The sequence below is a fragment of the Pseudomonas sp. MPDS genome, from assembly GCF_013283895.1.
Lineage (GTDB): Bacteria > Pseudomonadota > Gammaproteobacteria > Pseudomonadales > Pseudomonadaceae > Aquipseudomonas > Aquipseudomonas rhizophila.
Genome location: NZ_CP054128.1, coordinates 5,845,875 through 5,861,737 on the forward strand (window position 1 = coordinate 5,845,875; position 15,863 = coordinate 5,861,737).

14 protein-coding genes are annotated in these 15,863 nt (G+C 59.2%); 1 reads left to right on the forward strand and 13 read right to left on the reverse strand.

Translation table 11 applies throughout. The annotated features are described in order from the left end of the window. Positions 1 to 90 precede the first annotated feature (90 nt). Together msbA and HQ912_RS26000 are read right to left on the reverse strand one after the other, a co-directional pair. Positions 91 to 1,896: a lipid A export permease/ATP-binding protein MsbA gene (msbA, locus tag HQ912_RS25995; RefSeq protein WP_047225897.1), complete on the reverse strand. Its 1,806-nt coding sequence runs from the start codon at positions 1,894 to 1,896 to the stop codon at positions 91 to 93. Between the two features lie 15 nt (positions 1,897 to 1,911). Next, the gene (locus tag HQ912_RS26000; protein ID WP_047225898.1) at positions 1,912 to 3,084 is read right to left on the reverse strand and encodes an O-antigen ligase family protein; all 1,173 of its coding nucleotides are present in this window, start codon (positions 3,082 to 3,084) and stop codon (positions 1,912 to 1,914) included. A 111-nt stretch (positions 3,085 to 3,195) separates the two neighbouring features. Between HQ912_RS26000 and HQ912_RS26005 the strand changes: the two genes are divergently transcribed. After that, on the forward strand, positions 3,196 to 3,801 hold the full coding sequence (locus tag HQ912_RS26005; protein ID WP_047225899.1) for a lipopolysaccharide kinase InaA family protein: 606 nt from the start codon (positions 3,196 to 3,198) through the stop codon (positions 3,799 to 3,801). Here HQ912_RS26005 and HQ912_RS26010 read toward each other — a convergent pair. From HQ912_RS26010 to waaC, 11 genes are all read right to left on the reverse strand, one after another. Continuing rightward, on the reverse strand, positions 3,787 to 4,890 hold the full coding sequence (locus HQ912_RS26010; RefSeq protein WP_047225900.1) for a glycosyltransferase: 1,104 nt from the start codon (positions 4,888 to 4,890) through the stop codon (positions 3,787 to 3,789). The genes HQ912_RS26005 and HQ912_RS26010 overlap by 15 nt on opposite strands. A gap of 48 nt (positions 4,891 to 4,938) precedes the next feature. Beyond that, the gene (locus HQ912_RS26015) at positions 4,939 to 5,703 is read right to left on the reverse strand and encodes a hypothetical protein (protein ID WP_047226185.1); all 765 of its coding nucleotides are present in this window, start codon (positions 5,701 to 5,703) and stop codon (positions 4,939 to 4,941) included. Between the two features lie 56 nt (positions 5,704 to 5,759). Continuing rightward, the gene (locus HQ912_RS26020) at positions 5,760 to 6,716 is read right to left on the reverse strand and encodes a glycosyltransferase (RefSeq protein WP_047225901.1); all 957 of its coding nucleotides are present in this window, start codon (positions 6,714 to 6,716) and stop codon (positions 5,760 to 5,762) included. Positions 6,717 to 6,831: 115 nt separating this feature from the next. Further along, positions 6,832 to 7,962 (reverse strand): glycosyltransferase, encoded by a 1,131-nt coding sequence (locus HQ912_RS26025; RefSeq protein ID WP_047225902.1) that lies wholly within the window; start codon positions 7,960 to 7,962, stop codon positions 6,832 to 6,834. Beyond that, complete coding sequence (locus HQ912_RS26030; protein ID WP_047225903.1) at positions 7,946 to 9,703, reverse strand: carbamoyltransferase; 1,758 nt, start codon at positions 9,701 to 9,703, stop codon at positions 7,946 to 7,948. The genes HQ912_RS26025 and HQ912_RS26030 overlap by 17 nt, the downstream gene beginning before the upstream one ends. Before the next feature lie 252 nt (positions 9,704 to 9,955). Continuing rightward, positions 9,956 to 11,395, reverse strand: a complete 1,440-nt coding sequence (locus HQ912_RS26035) for a lipopolysaccharide kinase InaA family protein (protein WP_173407454.1) — start codon at positions 11,393 to 11,395, stop codon at positions 9,956 to 9,958. Continuing rightward, positions 11,395 to 12,147, reverse strand: a complete 753-nt coding sequence (locus HQ912_RS26040) for a lipopolysaccharide kinase InaA family protein (protein ID WP_076382930.1) — start codon at positions 12,145 to 12,147, stop codon at positions 11,395 to 11,397. Before HQ912_RS26040 ends, HQ912_RS26035 begins: the two co-directional genes overlap by 1 nt. After that, the gene (locus HQ912_RS26045; RefSeq protein ID WP_076382932.1) at positions 12,144 to 12,878 is read right to left on the reverse strand and encodes a lipopolysaccharide kinase InaA family protein; all 735 of its coding nucleotides are present in this window, start codon (positions 12,876 to 12,878) and stop codon (positions 12,144 to 12,146) included. The genes HQ912_RS26040 and HQ912_RS26045 overlap by 4 nt, the downstream gene beginning before the upstream one ends. Next, entirely contained in the window at positions 12,878 to 13,684 is an 807-nt protein-coding gene (rfaP, locus tag HQ912_RS26050; protein ID WP_047225907.1) for a lipopolysaccharide core heptose(I) kinase RfaP, read from the reverse strand. Before rfaP ends, HQ912_RS26045 begins: the two co-directional genes overlap by 1 nt. Beyond that, positions 13,681 to 14,805 carry a glycosyltransferase family 4 protein gene (locus HQ912_RS26055; RefSeq protein ID WP_047225908.1) on the reverse strand — a complete coding sequence of 375 codons (1,125 nt, stop codon included), beginning with the start codon at positions 14,803 to 14,805 and terminating at the stop codon, positions 13,681 to 13,683. The genes rfaP and HQ912_RS26055 overlap by 4 nt, the downstream gene beginning before the upstream one ends. Further along, the gene (gene waaC / locus HQ912_RS26060) at positions 14,805 to 15,863 is read right to left on the reverse strand and encodes a lipopolysaccharide heptosyltransferase I (protein WP_047225909.1); all 1,059 of its coding nucleotides are present in this window, start codon (positions 15,861 to 15,863) and stop codon (positions 14,805 to 14,807) included. Before waaC ends, HQ912_RS26055 begins: the two co-directional genes overlap by 1 nt.

The following is a 15,863-nucleotide window of genomic DNA, read 5'->3' on the forward strand; positions in this document are numbered from 1 at the left end:
TCATAGATTTATTGTGGGTTGGTCACTACAAGTAAGCGATTAGATACAAATGCCTGCAGGAGCACAGCCCCCCACAGGCTTGACCCGTACTCAGGCGATGTCCTGAGTGGGAGCGTCCAATCCCATGGCGTGGAGACGAGCATAATAGCCATTCTGCGCCAATAGCTCGCTGTGAACACCACGCTCGACAATCCGGCCCTGATCCATCACCAGGATCAGATCGGCCTTTTCGATGGTCGACAAACGATGCGCAATGACCAGCGTAGTGCGGCCTTTCATGACCTGATCCAGCGCGGCCTGGATATGCCGTTCGGACTCGGTATCCAGGGCCGACGTGGCTTCATCGAGAATCAGCAACGGTGCGTTCTTCAATAGGGCCCTGGCAATGGCCAGACGCTGACGCTGCCCGCCGGACAACAGCACGCCGTTTTCACCCACCTCGGTGTCCAGCCCCTTGGGCAGCTGCGCAATAAAGTCCATGGCGTAGGCGTCTTCAGCCGCCTTCTCAATATCGGCCCGTGGCGCGCCGGCCAAATCCCCGTAGGCGATATTGTTGGCCACCGTGTCGTTGAACAGTGTGACGTGCTGGGTGACCTGGGCGACATGTCGACGCAGGTTGCGCAGGCGATAGTCTTCTATTTCCACCTCGTCGAGAAAAATCTGCCCGACGTCATGGTGATAGAAGCGCGGGATGAGGCTCGCCAGGGTCGACTTACCGCTACCTGAACGCCCCACCAGTGCAATCATCTGCCCAGGTGCCGCCGTGAAACTGATGTCCTTGAGCACCTCCCGATCAGCGCCAGGGTAGGTGAAACTCAGATTGCGAACCTCCAGACGGCCGCTGACGCGCTCCTTCTCGACCGTTCCCCTGTCGACTTCCGGCTCGACGTCCAGTTGTTCAAAAATGCTTTCAGCACCGGCCACGCCTTTCTGGATGGTGGAGCTGACTTCCGAAAGCTGGCGAATCGGCTTGGGCAACAAGCCCGCCGCGGTAATGTAGGCCACCAGATCGCCGGCCGTCGCATCGCCACGCAGAAAAAGCACCAGGAACATCAGAGCCGCCATGGCGGTGTAAATCACCAGTTGCAGCATGGGTGTATAGACAGCGCCGGTGCGAGTCATGCGCAGTTGTTTATCGGTATTACCCTGGCTGGCATTGGCAAAGCGCTGCTTTTCGTAGCCCTCGCCACCAAAACTGCGCACTACGCGGTACCCCTGGATGGTCTCGGACGCGACATGAGTAACGTCGCCCATGGCCACCTGGATTTTTTTACTTTGCTTGCGGAATTTTTTACTGGCGCTGCTCACCATTAATGCAATCAAAGGCAGGATCGCCAACATCACCAGCGTCAGCTTCCAGTTCATCCAGACGAGGTAAGCGAAGAGGAAGACCACAGTGAGACCTTCACGAATCACCACCTTGATAGCATCGGTGGCGGCGCCGGTAACCATGGTGACGTTAAACGTGATTCGGGAAATCAGATGCCCGGAGTTGTGCGTATCGAAGTAGCGGTTAGGCAGCACCAACAGCTTGTTGAACAGTTCGACCCGCAGGTCGTGCACCAGTCCCAGGGATACCCTGGCCAGGTAATAGTTTCCCAGGAACGACCCCAGGCCCTGCCAGGCAGCGATCAGAATGATCAGCAGCGGCACCGCCATCAGCAGTTTCAAGTCCTTGAGATACGGAACGGTGGGAAAGAGCACCGCATTGGGATTGCTCAGACCATCGACAAAATATTTGAGAATCCCCGCCAACATGGGTTGGGTGGACGCAAATATCACGAAGCCCAGGATACTCAGTAGGAAAATGCCAGCGTAGGGTTTGACGTATCCCAGCAAACGAAAATAGATCTTCAGGCTGGAATCCTGTTCCGTTTTGGGCGGTGCGTCACTCATTGTCGAGCTCACTGATTAAGAAGAACACGGAACTTTATCACAGGCGCCCGGCTTGGCCCGTGCCCAGACCAAAACCCCGGCCAAGCCGATCGGCAGCCAACTGATGAACCATTCCGCGCGAGGGGTTCCTGTCAGGCTCGCGGCGTCGAACTGCATCGCCAGGAATGAAAATACCCACATGCCCAGCACGCCTCGGCCCAGCAGGGTGTCCCGGGCACGCCAGGCTTCACGCAGCACAGCGAACCAGACAGTGCACCAAAGCAGCAGCCCAGGCAGCCCGAGCTGAATGGCAACGTGGCTGAACAGGTTATGCGCGTGATCAAAAGAGTGGCCTGGAGTCGCGACCCTGTAGTCACCCGCCAACCCCAAGCCACCCCACGGCCGTTCGGCGATCATATGCAGGCTCGACATTAAAATCTCGGGCCGATAGGACGCACCTCTGGCCATCACCAGCGGCTCAAGCAACCAGAAGGTCAGCATGGCCAGCACCACAGTCATGGCGGCGATGACCCGTGTACGCTGGTCGGTGCAGTAAAGAGGCATTGCCAGCACACTTAGCAACAAGGCCAGGGCCGCGCCGCGACTCTGGGACATCACAACAAAGACACCCAGCACAGCCAACGCCAACGCCCAAAGTACCTGCAACCCGATATGGCGCGGCACCCAGTGCAGCATCCAGACCGCCGCCAGCCCAATCACGTAGGTGCCCAGGATCGGATGGGAAAGCTTGCCCAACCCCTCCAGGCGCGCCACCCAGTTGCGCCCTTCAATGCCGTAGAAGTCGACAATCGACACCAGCGCGACGAGCGCAAGCCCCAGCCCTCCCCACTGCATGATACGAATCACTCGCTCGGGCTGACGATTGGCAAGGATTGGGAAAAACAACAGGAACGCCAGGATATAGAGCAGTCGCTTGGCTTCGCGGCCTGGCTCCGGCACCTCGGACCATAACAGTGTAATCAGCGCCCAGGCCGCCAACGCCAGAAGCGCCAGGTAAATCAACCGCTGGGCACGCCACACCTCCAACAGCCGATGGCGCGCTGACCAAGCGAAGATAATCACCGGCAACCAGAGAAACGCGATCAAACCTTGCTGATAGACCTTGTTGGTCGGTGCCAGGGCTATCGCCATCAAAAACCATAACAAGCCAAAGGCCATCCACACCTGTGCCCAACGCGTCGCGTACATCTATCGCTCCTAAACGGTCTACCAGCCAAAACCGGCATGGTTAAAACACAAACTTTTGGGCATCATGGCCCGCTACGGCACCGGTTCTTTTTTCAACAAGGCTTTCCTACGATGCAATCCTCACGGCTTCCCCAAGCCGCTTTGAATCAATTGATTGAAGGCGCCAGTATTCTGGAGGCCGACGGCCACGGCCCGAAAGTCTATCTGTTGCAGGATGGGAATATCCTCAAATTGTTTCGCCTCAAGCGGTTTTTTTCTTCGGCCCTTTTACGGCCTTATTCAGCGCGGTTCATCAACAACGCGACCCGATTGCAGGAACTCGGCGTGCCTACGCTCGAAGTGCTGGCCTTCTACAAATTGCAAAAGCCCGGCATGACCGCCGTGCTGTATCGACCTCTGCCAGGAAAAACCCTGCGTCAACTATCGAATCAGGAAAACTTCAGTTGGCAGCAGACCCTTCCGACACTGGTCGAGCTGATTCGCAGCCTTCACGCTCGTGGCATTTATTTTCGCTCATTGCACCTGGGTAACATCGTCGTCACTCCTGAGAACAAGCTGGGACTGATCGACGTGGCCGACATGCGCTTCCTGCGCTCCCCACTGCCACGCCGCCTTGTGCGTCGCAACCTGCAACATTTCGCTCGTTATATTGCCAGGGAGAACCTGAACGAGAGCTTTCCCATGCAGGCACTGGAAAGCGCCTTACTGTCTGCCTGAGATCAACTCCCGAGCAGTCTGGCTGAAACTCAGCCAAGCCTGCTCAGGGGCCAGCGCCTGGTACTGGGCCTGCGCCACGGCGTCGGCTGGAGCCTGTGAGGCCAGCGTAATCACCTCACTCCATGCCACTTCGTCATTGACCGGTGCGTACCAGCCGGTATCCCCCAGTTGCTCACGGAATACAGCGATTTCGCTGGCCAGTACCGGGATGCCTGCCAGTATTGCTTCCTGAAGGATCAGACCAAGCCCTTCGTCGAGTGACGGAATCAACACCCAGTCGAATGCCTTATAAAGCGTCGCGACATCCTCCAGATGCCCAGTCAACAAGACCTTGCCAACAAGATCCGGCTGGGCGATCCGAGCCTGGAGCGCATCGCGTCTCGGCCCTTCACCTACAATGACCAAGCGCCAATCGCCATGGCCCGACGCCGCTCGCGCGAACGCGTCCAACAAGCTGGCAAATCCCTTTTTACCCACCAGCCGGCCGACGGCACCAAATACACGCCGATCTGCAGAGGACAAACCCAAACGAGCGCGAGCCTCCTCACGGGACTTGAGTGAAGCCTGAAAGGCAACCGGATCGAACGCGCTGCGTAATGCAACGACCGGCAGGCCGAGTTCGTCCTGCAGCGACGTAGCCAAGGTCTCGGAGACTGCCGCCAGACTCAGGCGCGAAGCGGGAAACCCGCGCAGCAACTCACGGCTTGTAATGTGCAGGCGTGTCGCGCCATGGAAGATCACCACCACGCGGATCTGAGGCATGTCCTTGAGCACAGGCAAGAGAGTCCGGGCCACGCCCAGGCCATCGAGCAATACCACGCGGGCATCACTGTCGAGCAAAGCCTCCCGAAAACGGCTTCGCATCCAGGGTCTGAACAGGCGCCAGATGTGCCGCCCCTTGAGTCGGGCTGACGTCAGATTCCACTCATGCGCGGGCCCGACATCGACCTGACAGTCAGAAGCCGCCCCCTGCAAAAGCCAAGTTTTTACGGGCATCCCAGGCTCGATTCGCGAAAGGATCTGATGATGGACCTTGTGTACCGAAGCAAACGGCAAACCGCCTGCCCACATAACATTGATAATGCTCATCAAGCAGCAAACCTTTTATCGCCGACCAGGATTCGTGCTTCGAGACATCTAATAATTGATAATCCAGCCAACGCAGACTCCGAGCAAAAGAACCAGAAAGAGCTTGATTTGCTCTCTGCGTCTGCGACGCGCTTTGCGCTGACGCTCGACAGGGACTTCGACATGGACGCCGAATCCGGTATGCAAAACAGCATCCCCTTCCAGCGTGACCGCCGTCAAGTTCAGTTGCGCATAGCGAAGCGACAGTGCCTTCTCGCCGCCATAGCCCGCAAACGGGGCACACAGCTGATACTCCTTCAGGCGTCGCAGGCCGGGATTGAGGGAAAAACTCTGCCACTCGGGCTTGTCGGATATAAGCGGATAACACGGCACGCCGCCGACGATCTCACGCTCGCCCAGGCGAATGTAAGGGCTGTGTACACACAGGTCGTAAACATAGTTGCGCAGCCATACCTGTAGGATCTCTGGACGTAATTCGAGAATCTTGCGCGAGTCTTCTACAAAGGCCGGGCGATAGAACTCCCAGTCGTCTTCACAGTGAAAGATGTAAGGGGTCTTCACATGCCCGTACGCCAGGTCAATAGACGCCAATTGCCCCAGCTTCGGTCGATTGACTAATACGGTACAGCGATCCTTCCAATGCGCTGGGATAACTGCATTTACGCCCTCGTCGCCGGCATCTTCGGTAATGAAGACTTCACGAATCGGCGCGGTGTTGAAATGGTCGAAGCTCTCAAGGGTTCGCTTGAGCAGATCGAGCCGACCGCAACTGGTCACCACCAGGGTAATGTCACTTTCGTCGGAAAACTGCACCTGAAATACCATTTAGTCAAACGCCATCCGAACGCCAGATGGCTGAACGGTTCCCGTCAAACGCCCAATTTCAGGCGCAATTTTTCCAGCAGACTCAACGGTGCACGAGGCCGCAAGGGCGGCTCCAGTGCCTCAACGATTTTTTGCCCGATGCGTGCGAAACTGAACTGTTCCAGCGCCAGCTCATGGCCGTTGCGCGCAATACGATGGGCCAGTTCGGGGTCAGCTCGCAGTCGGTAAAGCTTTTCCTGAAGCTGCGCAACGTCGCAATACAACACCACGTTATGCATGTCCTGCAACCCCAGCGCACGCGCTTCATCGACCCCCTGATCGAAAGCCAGCAGCACACAACCACAGGCCATGGCTTCGAAATTCTTGATCATGAACTCGCCCATACCCACATCGGCGCTGACAAAAAAACGAATGCGGTTCAGGGTCTCGCAATACTCTTCCCCGGACTTGGTGCGGGTTACCACCAGCGGCTCAACGCGTGCCAACTCATCCAGCAGTATCTTGCGCCCACTGTAGGCGGCGCTGTTGGTGCTTCCTACAAAGGCCAGTTCGATATCCCGCTCGCGATTCTGATTTTGCAATAACGATTGATCGTAGCCTTTGGGTACGAACACCGCATCGAAACCTTCGGTGCGAAGACGTTGAGCAACCATGAAACCGGAGCTGATGACCCGCACCCATGGCAGACGACGATAATGGGCACTGAACTTGCCCGTGTATTTGCACGCAATGTAGTTCTGATAGGCGTCGTGTTCCAGGATCACCAGATTCGGGATCGTGCGAATGAATGCCGCCTGGCGGATCTCCTGCTTGAAGCGCAGGAAAAATACGATCCGATCGTAACGCGATACGTCCACGTGACGCCGGAAATACCCTCGCAAGTTACGCTGCTCATTGCTGTCGAGCCAGCGCAGGTCACACTCGCAATGGGCTGCCACGCCTTCATAGAGGCGGTCCAGGATGGCCCGCTGCTCTTTCTGGACCAAAAATAAAACTTTCATCGTCTTCCTTGCGGCACCGAACGACTTGATAAATAACCCGGTATCGCGCCGGGCGGACTTCCCCGCCTCATCATGCGAGGCTGCTACGCCGACGCCAACTGCGGATCTTATTGGATCAGGCCCTTGACGCCAGTTCGGCGACCATAGGCAAACGCCAGAAAGCCTCACGAGCAGCCCGATCGGAAAAGCGTTCACGCAAGCGATCAAGCATCAGCTCTGCACACCTGCGACGCTGCAACTCGTCCATGGCCGCCAAGTGTTGCAGTCCCTGCGCCATATGCTCGGCATCGCCTAGCGGAAATAAAATGCCGACACCCTCCACCACTTCCTTTGCTCCACCGCAGGCGGTGGCCAGTAGCGGCACACCGGCGGCCATGGCTTCGAGCAGCACCATGCCGAACGGCTCATGGTCAGAACTCAGAGCGAATACATCAAAGGCGCGAAAATAGCGACGCGCTTCAGGCACCTGACCGAGGAACAGCACACGGTCGGCAATGCCCAGTTCCAGCGCCAGTTCCTTAAGGTCTTGTTCCAGACGGCCCTTGCCGAGAATCACCAACTGGCTATTGGCGGGCAAATACTCCAGCGCCAGGGCAAAACCTCGCAACAGCGTGGCCTGGTCCTTGTCCGGGTGCAGACGGCCAACATTGCCGACAATCCAGGCCTGGGCATCCAACCCCAGGCTATGCCGCGCTTCGTCCCGGGACACCAGGCCAGCCTGTACGGCTTCCAGGTCGATACGGTTGTAGAGGGTCTGGATCCGGCTAGCCGGCCATTTCGGCAAGAGACGACGAATGTCGTCACGCACTGCATCGGAGACACCAAGCAGGCTCAGGCGTTTGCGGAAAAACTGGACGAACACCCGTCTGGTCAACCGCTGATAGTCCCCCAACGCGTGGTGCACTCCGATCACCGGCAGACCGGTAGCGAGCAAGGTGATGTAGATCGGCTTAAAGCGATGGGCGATGCAAAAACTGAAATTGCGCGAGGCGGCAATCTTTCTCAAATCGCTGATCGCGCCCAGCTTCAAGCCTCTGATGGCACTGGAGCTGTACTCCATGAACAGCACCTCGTCAGAGGCGCAACGGGCGGCCACTTCCGTATCGGCCGCCCCGGTAAGAAACACTGTCGTCACGCGATAGCCAGTGCCTGCGAACAGACTGGCATACTGACGGGCGCAGTCGAGGAACGGCCCATCGTAACCGTGACAGAACTGCAATACATGCCGCTCAGCCGAACGTGTCATATGCATCCACGCCGTCTTTGACCACCAGAATATCCTCCATGATCAGGTATTGCAGGTCAGAGCCAAAGAACATATTCAGAGCGTCCGTAGGCGAGCAGATCATCGGTTCGCCACGGCGGTTGAGTGAGGTATTCAGGGACACGCCGTTGCCGGTCAGTACTTCCAGGGCCTTCATCATGTCGTAATAGCGTGGGTTGTATTCACGCTTGAGTACCTGGGCCCGGGATGTTCCGTCTTCGTGGACGACTTCCGGCACGCGGGTTTTCCACTCTTCAGCCACTTCGAAGGTGAACGTCATGAACGGCGCGGGATGATCGACCTTGATCATCTGCGGTGCGACCGTGTCGAGCATCGACGGGCAGAAAGGCCTCCAGCGCTCGCGGAACTTGATCTGTTCGTTGATGCGATCGGCCACGCCGCTGGCGCTCGGGCAACCGATGATCGAGCGACCGCCCAAGGCACGCGGGCCAAACTCCATGCGCCCTTGGAACCAGGCCACCGGGTTGCCGTCGACCATGATCTTGGCGATGCGCTCAGGGGTGTTGTCGATCTTGCGCCACGCAGGCTTGCTCGGATGGCGGGCGCAGGCGGCGATGACGTCTTCGTTGCTGTAGGCCGGGCCGAGGTAGACGTGTTCCATCTTCTCCACCGGCACGCCACGGGCGTGGGACACATAAGCTGCCGCCCCCACGGCGGTGCCGGCATCGCCGGAAGCCGGTTGCACGAACAGTTCCTTGACGTCGTCACGGGCGATGATTTTCTGGTTCAGCTTGACGTTCAACGCACAGCCACCGGCGAACGCCAGCTTGCCGGTTTCCTTGAGCACGTCGCCCAGATAGTGGTCAATCATCTGCAGCGCAAGCTTCTCGAACAGCGCCTGCATGCTGGCCGCGTAGTGGATGTACGGCTCGTCGGCGATGTCGCCTTCACGTTTCGGGCCGAGCCATTCGATCAGCTTCGGCGAGAAGTAGAAGCCCTTGCCCTTCTCTTTATAGCGCCGCAGGCCGATCACGTTGGCGTAGTCGGTATTGATCACCAGTTCGCCGTTTTCAAACGAGGCCAGACGCGAGAAGTCGTACTTGCTGGCATCGCCGTAAGGCGCCATGCCCATGACCTTGAACTCACCGTCGAGCATCTCGAAACCCAGGAACTCGGTGATCGCGCCATACAGGCCGCCGAGGGAGTCCGGGTCGAAGAATTCCTTGATCTTGTGGATCTTGCCGTTTTCGCCGTAGCCGAAGAAGGTCGTGGCGTATTCACCCTTGCCGTCGATGCCCAGGATCGCGGTTTTCTCCTGGAAGCCCGAGCAGTGGTACGCACTGGAGGCGTGGGCCAGGTGGTGCTCGACCGGCTCGATCTTGATCTTTTTCGGATCAAAACCCAGCTGCTCCAGGCACCAGACAATCTTGCGGCGATAGCGCTTGTAGCGACGGTTGCCCATCAGGATCGCATCGAGGGCGCGATCCGGGGCGTACCAGTAACGCTTGGCGTAATGCCAGCGCGCTTCGCCGAACAGGCTGATCGGGGCGAACGGGATTGCCACCACGTCGACGTCGGACGGCTTGATGCCGGCCTGTTCCAGACAGAACTTCGCCGACTCGTAGGGCATGCGGTTCTTTGCATGTTTATCGCGTACGAAGCGCTCTTCCTCGGCCGCCGCGATCAGCTTGCCGTCGATGTACAGCGCTGCGGAGGGATCATGGCTAAGGGCGCCGGACAGGCCAAGAATCGTCAATGCCACAGGGGTCTAGCCTCTTAATGTCTGCATGCGAGGCGACAAACGCCTCGAAAAAAGATGTGCCGCACGCCGGGGCGCGGGGCAGCTAAAGGGCGGGATTATAGCTTAAAAGCGTTGGCAAGCCTCGTAGGAGCTGCCGAAGCTGCGATCTTTTGATTTTGATCTTTCCCTTGAACCTCAAGGGGTAAAACAAAGATCGCAGCCTTCAGCAGTTCCTACACAGAAGACGTGCCAAAGCAGCTATCGGGGCACCCTTCAAAAGCTTTTGGGCAACCGCTGATCAATCACCTGATACAACGCACTGTCTTGCGGCCAGTTGCGCATGAACCGCGCACGATCCCTGGCATAGGCGGGGGTGAAGCTGGAGAGGCTGCGGTGCTGGCACATGGAGTCCAGGTCGATCAGCGCCCAGCGATCGTCCTGCCAGAGCAGGTTGTGGCCCTTGAAATCGCCGTGACTGATACGCTCGCGGATCAGGCCGGCGAACAACCGGTCCAGCGCCAGCAACTCAGGCTCGGGAGCGGCGCCGTTTTCGACGTAAGGGGCCAGGCGTTCGATGATGTCAGGCCCCGACAGGTGCTCGGTCACCAGGTAGGCGCCGCGACGCAGCCACAGAAAACGCTTTTCCAGCAGCGCCAGCGGCTTGGGCGTGGCGATACCGAGGAACGTCAGGCGATGACCTTCGCGCCAGGCATGCCAGGCGCGGCTCGGACGCCAGAAGCGCTTGAGCCAGTGGGCGAAGTTTTTGATGTTGTAGCGCTTGATCAACACAGAGCGCCCGTCCACATCGACTTTACCAACGCTCGCCGACCCACCGGTCTTGTATAAGTGGCCTTGGTCAAGCAAGGCATCGGCCTGCTCCAGTACCGGCGCCATGACCGCCTCTTCATCACGACGAATCGCTCGCAAACCGAACGGACCACGCTGCACGCTGAACAGACTGCACTCACGCCCGACTTTTTCCAGAAAGTCATTCAGGCGCCAGGCGTACACCTTGTCGATCTGTTTTTGCAGCGCCTCCATGGGCAATGCGTGCTCGGCGTTGCCCAGCAGGTAATGCACCAACAACTCTTCGTTGAAAGGCTCGAGGGATTTGGGCAACTGGGCGAAAAATACCCCCAGGTTTTCGAGCACTTTGTTGCGCGACAATGGCTGGCCCGGGGTTTCGGCGCGGATGCCGCCTCCGTCGATCAAATAGAGTTTGCCGCCGTGACGCAACAGATTGTCCAGGTGCAAATCTTCCTGCCACAGGCCTTTGCTGTGCAGTTGTGCAATCGCTCCCAACGCCTCGGCCAGTACCGCCGTTTGTTCGTCGGCGAGCAGTGGCAGGCCCTCGACCTGTTTCCAGGCGTCCCCGAGGCTTTCGGCCCCCTCGAGCAATTCGAACAGCAGCCAGCCACCCTCGCCTTCTTTCAGGCCATCGGCCAGCAACAGCGGCGTAGTCAGCCCCTGCTCGGCCAGCAGGCGCACGCCTTGCAGTTCGCGGTGAAAGTGCCTGCCCGCTTTACTGCCGACCAGCAACTTGGCCAACACCGGACGACCGCGCCAGACGCCAGCACCGACGTAGCGCTGTCCCGGCAACACACGCAACAGGGAAAGCAGCTGCAATTGCGCCGGGCCGGCGGCGTCCGCCAGCTCCAGGCTCAAAGGCAGGCTGGGACTGCGGCCGGCGTTCTTCAATTCGGATAAATGCATCAACGAGCCTCCTTATGGCTGCGCCGGGCGGTCAGACGAGTCATCCAGCGGTCAACCAGTGCACTCTTGAGCGGTTGATCCAGGTAGGTGCAGAGCATCTGGCGCACATCGTCGTCACTCCAGGCTCGCGCGCGACGCAGCAAGGGCTCCAGGTCCTTGATTCGATCCCGCTGACCGAACAATAGCGGCCGGGTCTTTTCGAGGTCGATCAACTGCGCCTGATAGCCACTGGCGGTGGCTTGCAGAAAAATGTGCTTGGGGTAGAAGCAACCATGGACCTGGCGCATGCCGTGCAGGCGTCGCGCCAACTGCCCGCAAGCCTGCAGGACGGTGGCGCGTTGCGTCGCCGCCAGGCTGGACCAGCGTTGCAGCAATGAATCCAGGTCATCCCAACCGTCCAGGGCACGCGTCAGCAGAATCGCCCGCACCTCCCCGCCCACATTGCGCTGACCATAGAACACCGCTTGCAGGGCCGGAATCCCCAGTTGGCGGTAGCGGCTGATATTGCGAAACTCCCGGGAAAAGCTGGGCTCGCCGAAGGGGTGGGACCACGTCCTGGTGAGGTAATTACTCTGGCGCTTGAGGTAATAACCCCGCCCTTCCAGTTCCAGCCGGAAGACACTGCTCCAACCGCCGCCCGCGGTGTTGGGTTCATCCACCGCATCCAATTGCAGGTCCCAAAGGGCTTCGAAGCTATCCAGGCCGTGGCGTTGCAACAATGACTGGTCTTCAGTCGCCAGAAAATCAGTCATTCACGCCCCTCGAAAAATCTCACTACGTGACGGATGCGCTTCTTGTCACACGCATCGAGCCGGTTACGCTGGCGATACTGCAGGTAAAAACGCAGGCGCTGAGTGGCCGACAAATGATACTTGGCGACCTTGTCCAGGCACGCCAGGTCCTTGGTGATGCGATAGTTGAGCCAGAAGCCGCGCCAGAAATCGCCGTTGGGGCAATCGATAAAGAACAGCCGTGACTGCTCGTCGATCAGCAAGTTGCGCCATTTCAGATCGTTATGGGTAAAACGATTTTCGTGCATGGTCCGGGTATAGCCGGCCAGTTGCCGACTCACCCCGTCGACCCAGGCACGATTGGCCAGCCTTGGATCGTGACGCCTTGCCAATGCCGAGAGGTCTTCGGTGCCCGGCAGCTCGCGCGTGATCATCGCGCCACGGTCATAGGCTGCGCCACGTCGCTCCAGCCCCCAGGCCACGACTTCGGCAGTGGGGATGCCCCACTTGGCGAAGCGCTTGAGGTTCTGCCATTCGGACTTGACCCGCGGCTTACCCAAGTATCGCCGCAGCCCCTTGCCGGCCCCGGTGTAGCGTTTGACATAGTAATTCACGCCGCTGCGCTGTACCCGAATCACCTCGGACAGCGGGTCCCGCGTCAGACGCTCGCCCTCGAGGGCGAACACTGCATCAAGACTGCCGAAATCCTCTGCCAGCTCAGCGTAGGAAGGCTCCAGTACCCAACCCGACATCAGAGCGCGCCCCCGTACCGCAGCTTGCGCGCATAAAGCCGGTTGGCTTTGCCTTCGAGCCAGGTCAGCAGCGAAGCTTCTTCGGCCAGGATCCGCCGTAGCGGCTGCTGGAAATAGCCCTTGAGGAAGCGCAACTTGTCACGACGGGTCAGACCGATGTCCAGTGCAGAGAAATACAGCGCCGCCAGGTCCTTGTTGCGCCAACGAAGGGGGATGGCCGGACGGATCTGCGCACGGTGCAGGTCGATCACAGAAAGTTTGAAATCCGTGGCGGTCACGGGCTTATCGGTGTGCAGCAGAAAGTGGCAGATGTAGCAGTCGCGATGGTTGACCCCGGCCCGATGCATCATGCCGGTCATGCGCGCCACTTCGGCGATCAGGGCTCGCTTGAGCTTCGGCTGTGGCGGCTGCTTGACCCAGTCCATGCTGAGATCTTCGAGACTGACGGTCGGCGCCAGTTCTTCGGTGACGATGAACGAATGCTGGTCGGCCGGGTTGCTGCCTTTCTCGCCATAGGCGACGGCGGTCATGGTTGGCACACCGACTTGCTGCAAGCGCTGGATGGCTTTCCATTCCTGTCCCGCCCCCAGTACCGGCAACTTGGCGGTCAGCAGGTTCTTGAAGATCTCGCGCCAACCGATGCCACGGTGGATTTTCACGAAAAAGCCACGACCATCCACCTCCGTGCGCAAGGTGCGCCGGGCTTCCAGTTCGCGATAGACCTCGCCCTTGAGCGCCTCGACTTCGGCGAACGCATCGCGTCCGGCCCAAAGGCTCTTGAACGGTTCGGCCAGCATCAATTTCATTGTGCGTGCTCCGCCAATATCACATCGGCCGCGTGCTGCGGCATGCTGTAGAGGTCGGCCGTCTCGGCGAAGGCCAGACCGTTGCGGCTCCAGGCCGCGCGTGCGTCGGCGTCACCCAACATCCGCCCCAGGTACTCGGTGAGCTGCGCCTGTTCGAACGGCTCGTCCAAGACCAGGCCACTGTCGGCCTCGGCGATGTAATGGGCGTATCCACACACCGCACTGACCAGCACCGGCAAGCCGGCCACCAGCGCTTCAAGCAGTACGGTGCCGGTGTTCTCGTTGTACGCCGGGTGGATCAACAGGTCGGCGCCCAACAGGAAACGCGGAATGTCGCTGCGGCCCTTGAGGAAGCGTACGTTGTCACCAAGCCCCAACGCGGCGCTCTGCAATTGGAATACTTTGGGGTCGTCCTGGCCGATTACAAACAGGCGGGTGCGTTTTTTAAGCTGCGAAGGTAGCGCGGCCAGGGCCTTGAGGCTGCGATCCACGCCCTTGGTCTTGAACCCGGAACCGATCTGCACCAGCAGCAGGTCATCATCGGCCAGATCGAATTCGGCACGAAACGCGGCGCGAACCTCATCGGCGTCGGCGGGCCGGCGACGATCCTGGGCGATGCCCGGTGGCAGCAGGTGAAAGCGCTCCAGCGGCGTGGCGTAGTGCTTGATGAACAAAGGCTGTTGCACTTCGGAAATCATCAGTATTTCGGTCTTGGCATCCTTGGCGAATACCGCTCGCTCGTACTCGGAAAAGTGGCGGTAACGCCCCCAACGCCGGTACAGCGAATTGCGCAGGTTCTGCGCCTTGTCTTCAAAGCAGCCGTCAGCGGCGTAATACACGTCCAGGCCGGGCATTTTGTTGAAGCCGATCAAACGGTCGACCGGACGCTTGGCCAGGTCATTTTCCATCCACGCACTGAGTTTTTCATTGCGACGGTGATTGAACAGCGCCTTGACCGGCGCCACCAGCACTTCGAAGCCCGGCGGGACGTCACCTTCCCAGATCAGCGTGTAGACGCGGATCTGGTGACCACGCCGCTGGCATTCCAGGGCGATGCGCATGAAGTCACGCTGCAGGCCGCCGAAAGGGAAGTATTTATAAAGGACAAAAGCCAATTGCATCAGCGCGGCTCCTCAGCCAATAACGTGCTCAAGTGGCTGGCAACACGCTCGGGATTCAGACGCGTGAAGCACAGAGGCTGCTCGCGTTTCAGGTCAAACCGACGGGCATCTTCGGCGGTCGGCGGATAAGTGCATTGTTTCTGCATGCAGGGCGCGCAAGGGAAATCACTGGCAAGGTGAATCTGCCCCTTGCCATAGGCACCGGTCAGCACCGGATTGGTGGGGCCGAGCAGTGAAATGGTCGGTACATCCAGGGCCGCGGCCAGATGGCCAAGGCCGGTGTCCACGGCCACACAGGCCTGTGCGCCGGCCAACACCTTGCCCATCCCACCCAGATTCAGCTTTGGCAATACCAGGGCGTTGCGCAGGCCATTGGCAATCCGCTCGGCCCGGGCTTTCTCCAGCGGGCTGCCCCATGGCAGCTTCACCACGACGCCGAACTGGCCCATGCGCTCAACAAGTTGACGCCAGTAGAGCTCAGGCCAGTGCTTGGATTCCCAAGTCGTGCCGTGCAGGAACACCACGTAAGGGTAACTGCGCGGCAATTCAACCAGGCGATCGACATTCAGGCCGTAGCTGCCCATGGTTTTGGGCAGGTCATAACCCAGTGCCACAGCAAACAACTGGCGCACGCGCTCTACCGCATGCTGACCGCGAGCCACGCCCAGGCGACGGGAATAGAAGCGCGCTGCAAGGGGTTCGCGGGCCGATTCTTTATCCAGGCCTGCCACCGGGGCCTTGACGTAGCGGGTCAGCCAGGCGCTTTTCAGCAGGCCTTGGGCGTCGATCACCAGATCGTACTTCTTGGCACGCACGCTTTGTTTGAAACGTCGCCACTCGCCGCTTTTGATGGTTTGCCAGAGGTTCTTGCGCCAGCGACGAATCGCCACCGGAATGACTGTATCCACCGCCGGATGCCAGGTAGGAATTTCGGCAAAGCCTTCTTCCACCACCCAGTCGAACCTGATGCCGGGAATCGCCCGCGCCGCGTCGGTCAGCGCTGGCAGGGTGTGAACCACATCCCCCAGCGAAGAGGTCTTGATCAGCAATACCCGCAA

Coding starts and splice junctions, on each gene's coding strand:
- HQ912_RS26025 (WP_047225902.1), bottom strand. CDS start 7,962: ATGACACGTTCGGCTGAGCGGCATGTATTGCAGTTCTGTCACGGTTAC.
- HQ912_RS26055 (WP_047225908.1), bottom strand. CDS start 14,805: ATGCAATTGGCTTTTGTCCTTTATAAATACTTCCCTTTCGGCGGCCTG.
- HQ912_RS26010 (WP_047225900.1), bottom strand. CDS start 4,890: ATGAGCATTATCAATGTTATGTGGGCAGGCGGTTTGCCGTTTGCTTCG.
- HQ912_RS26020 (WP_047225901.1), bottom strand. CDS start 6,716: ATGAAAGTTTTATTTTTGGTCCAGAAAGAGCAGCGGGCCATCCTGGAC.
- HQ912_RS26035 (WP_173407454.1), bottom strand. CDS start 11,395: ATGCATTTATCCGAATTGAAGAACGCCGGCCGCAGTCCCAGCCTGCCT.
- msbA (WP_047225897.1), bottom strand. CDS start 1,896: ATGAGTGACGCACCGCCCAAAACGGAACAGGATTCCAGCCTGAAGATC.
- HQ912_RS26045 (WP_076382932.1), bottom strand. CDS start 12,878: ATGTCGGGTTGGGTACTGGAGCCTTCCTACGCTGAGCTGGCAGAGGAT.
- rfaP (WP_047225907.1), bottom strand. CDS start 13,684: ATGAAATTGATGCTGGCCGAACCGTTCAAGAGCCTTTGGGCCGGACGC.
- HQ912_RS26040 (WP_076382930.1), bottom strand. CDS start 12,147: ATGACTGATTTTCTGGCGACTGAAGACCAGTCATTGTTGCAACGCCAC.
- HQ912_RS26000 (WP_047225898.1), bottom strand. CDS start 3,084: ATGTACGCGACGCGTTGGGCACAGGTGTGGATGGCCTTTGGCTTGTTA.
- HQ912_RS26005 (WP_047225899.1), top strand. CDS start 3,196: ATGCAATCCTCACGGCTTCCCCAAGCCGCTTTGAATCAATTGATTGAA.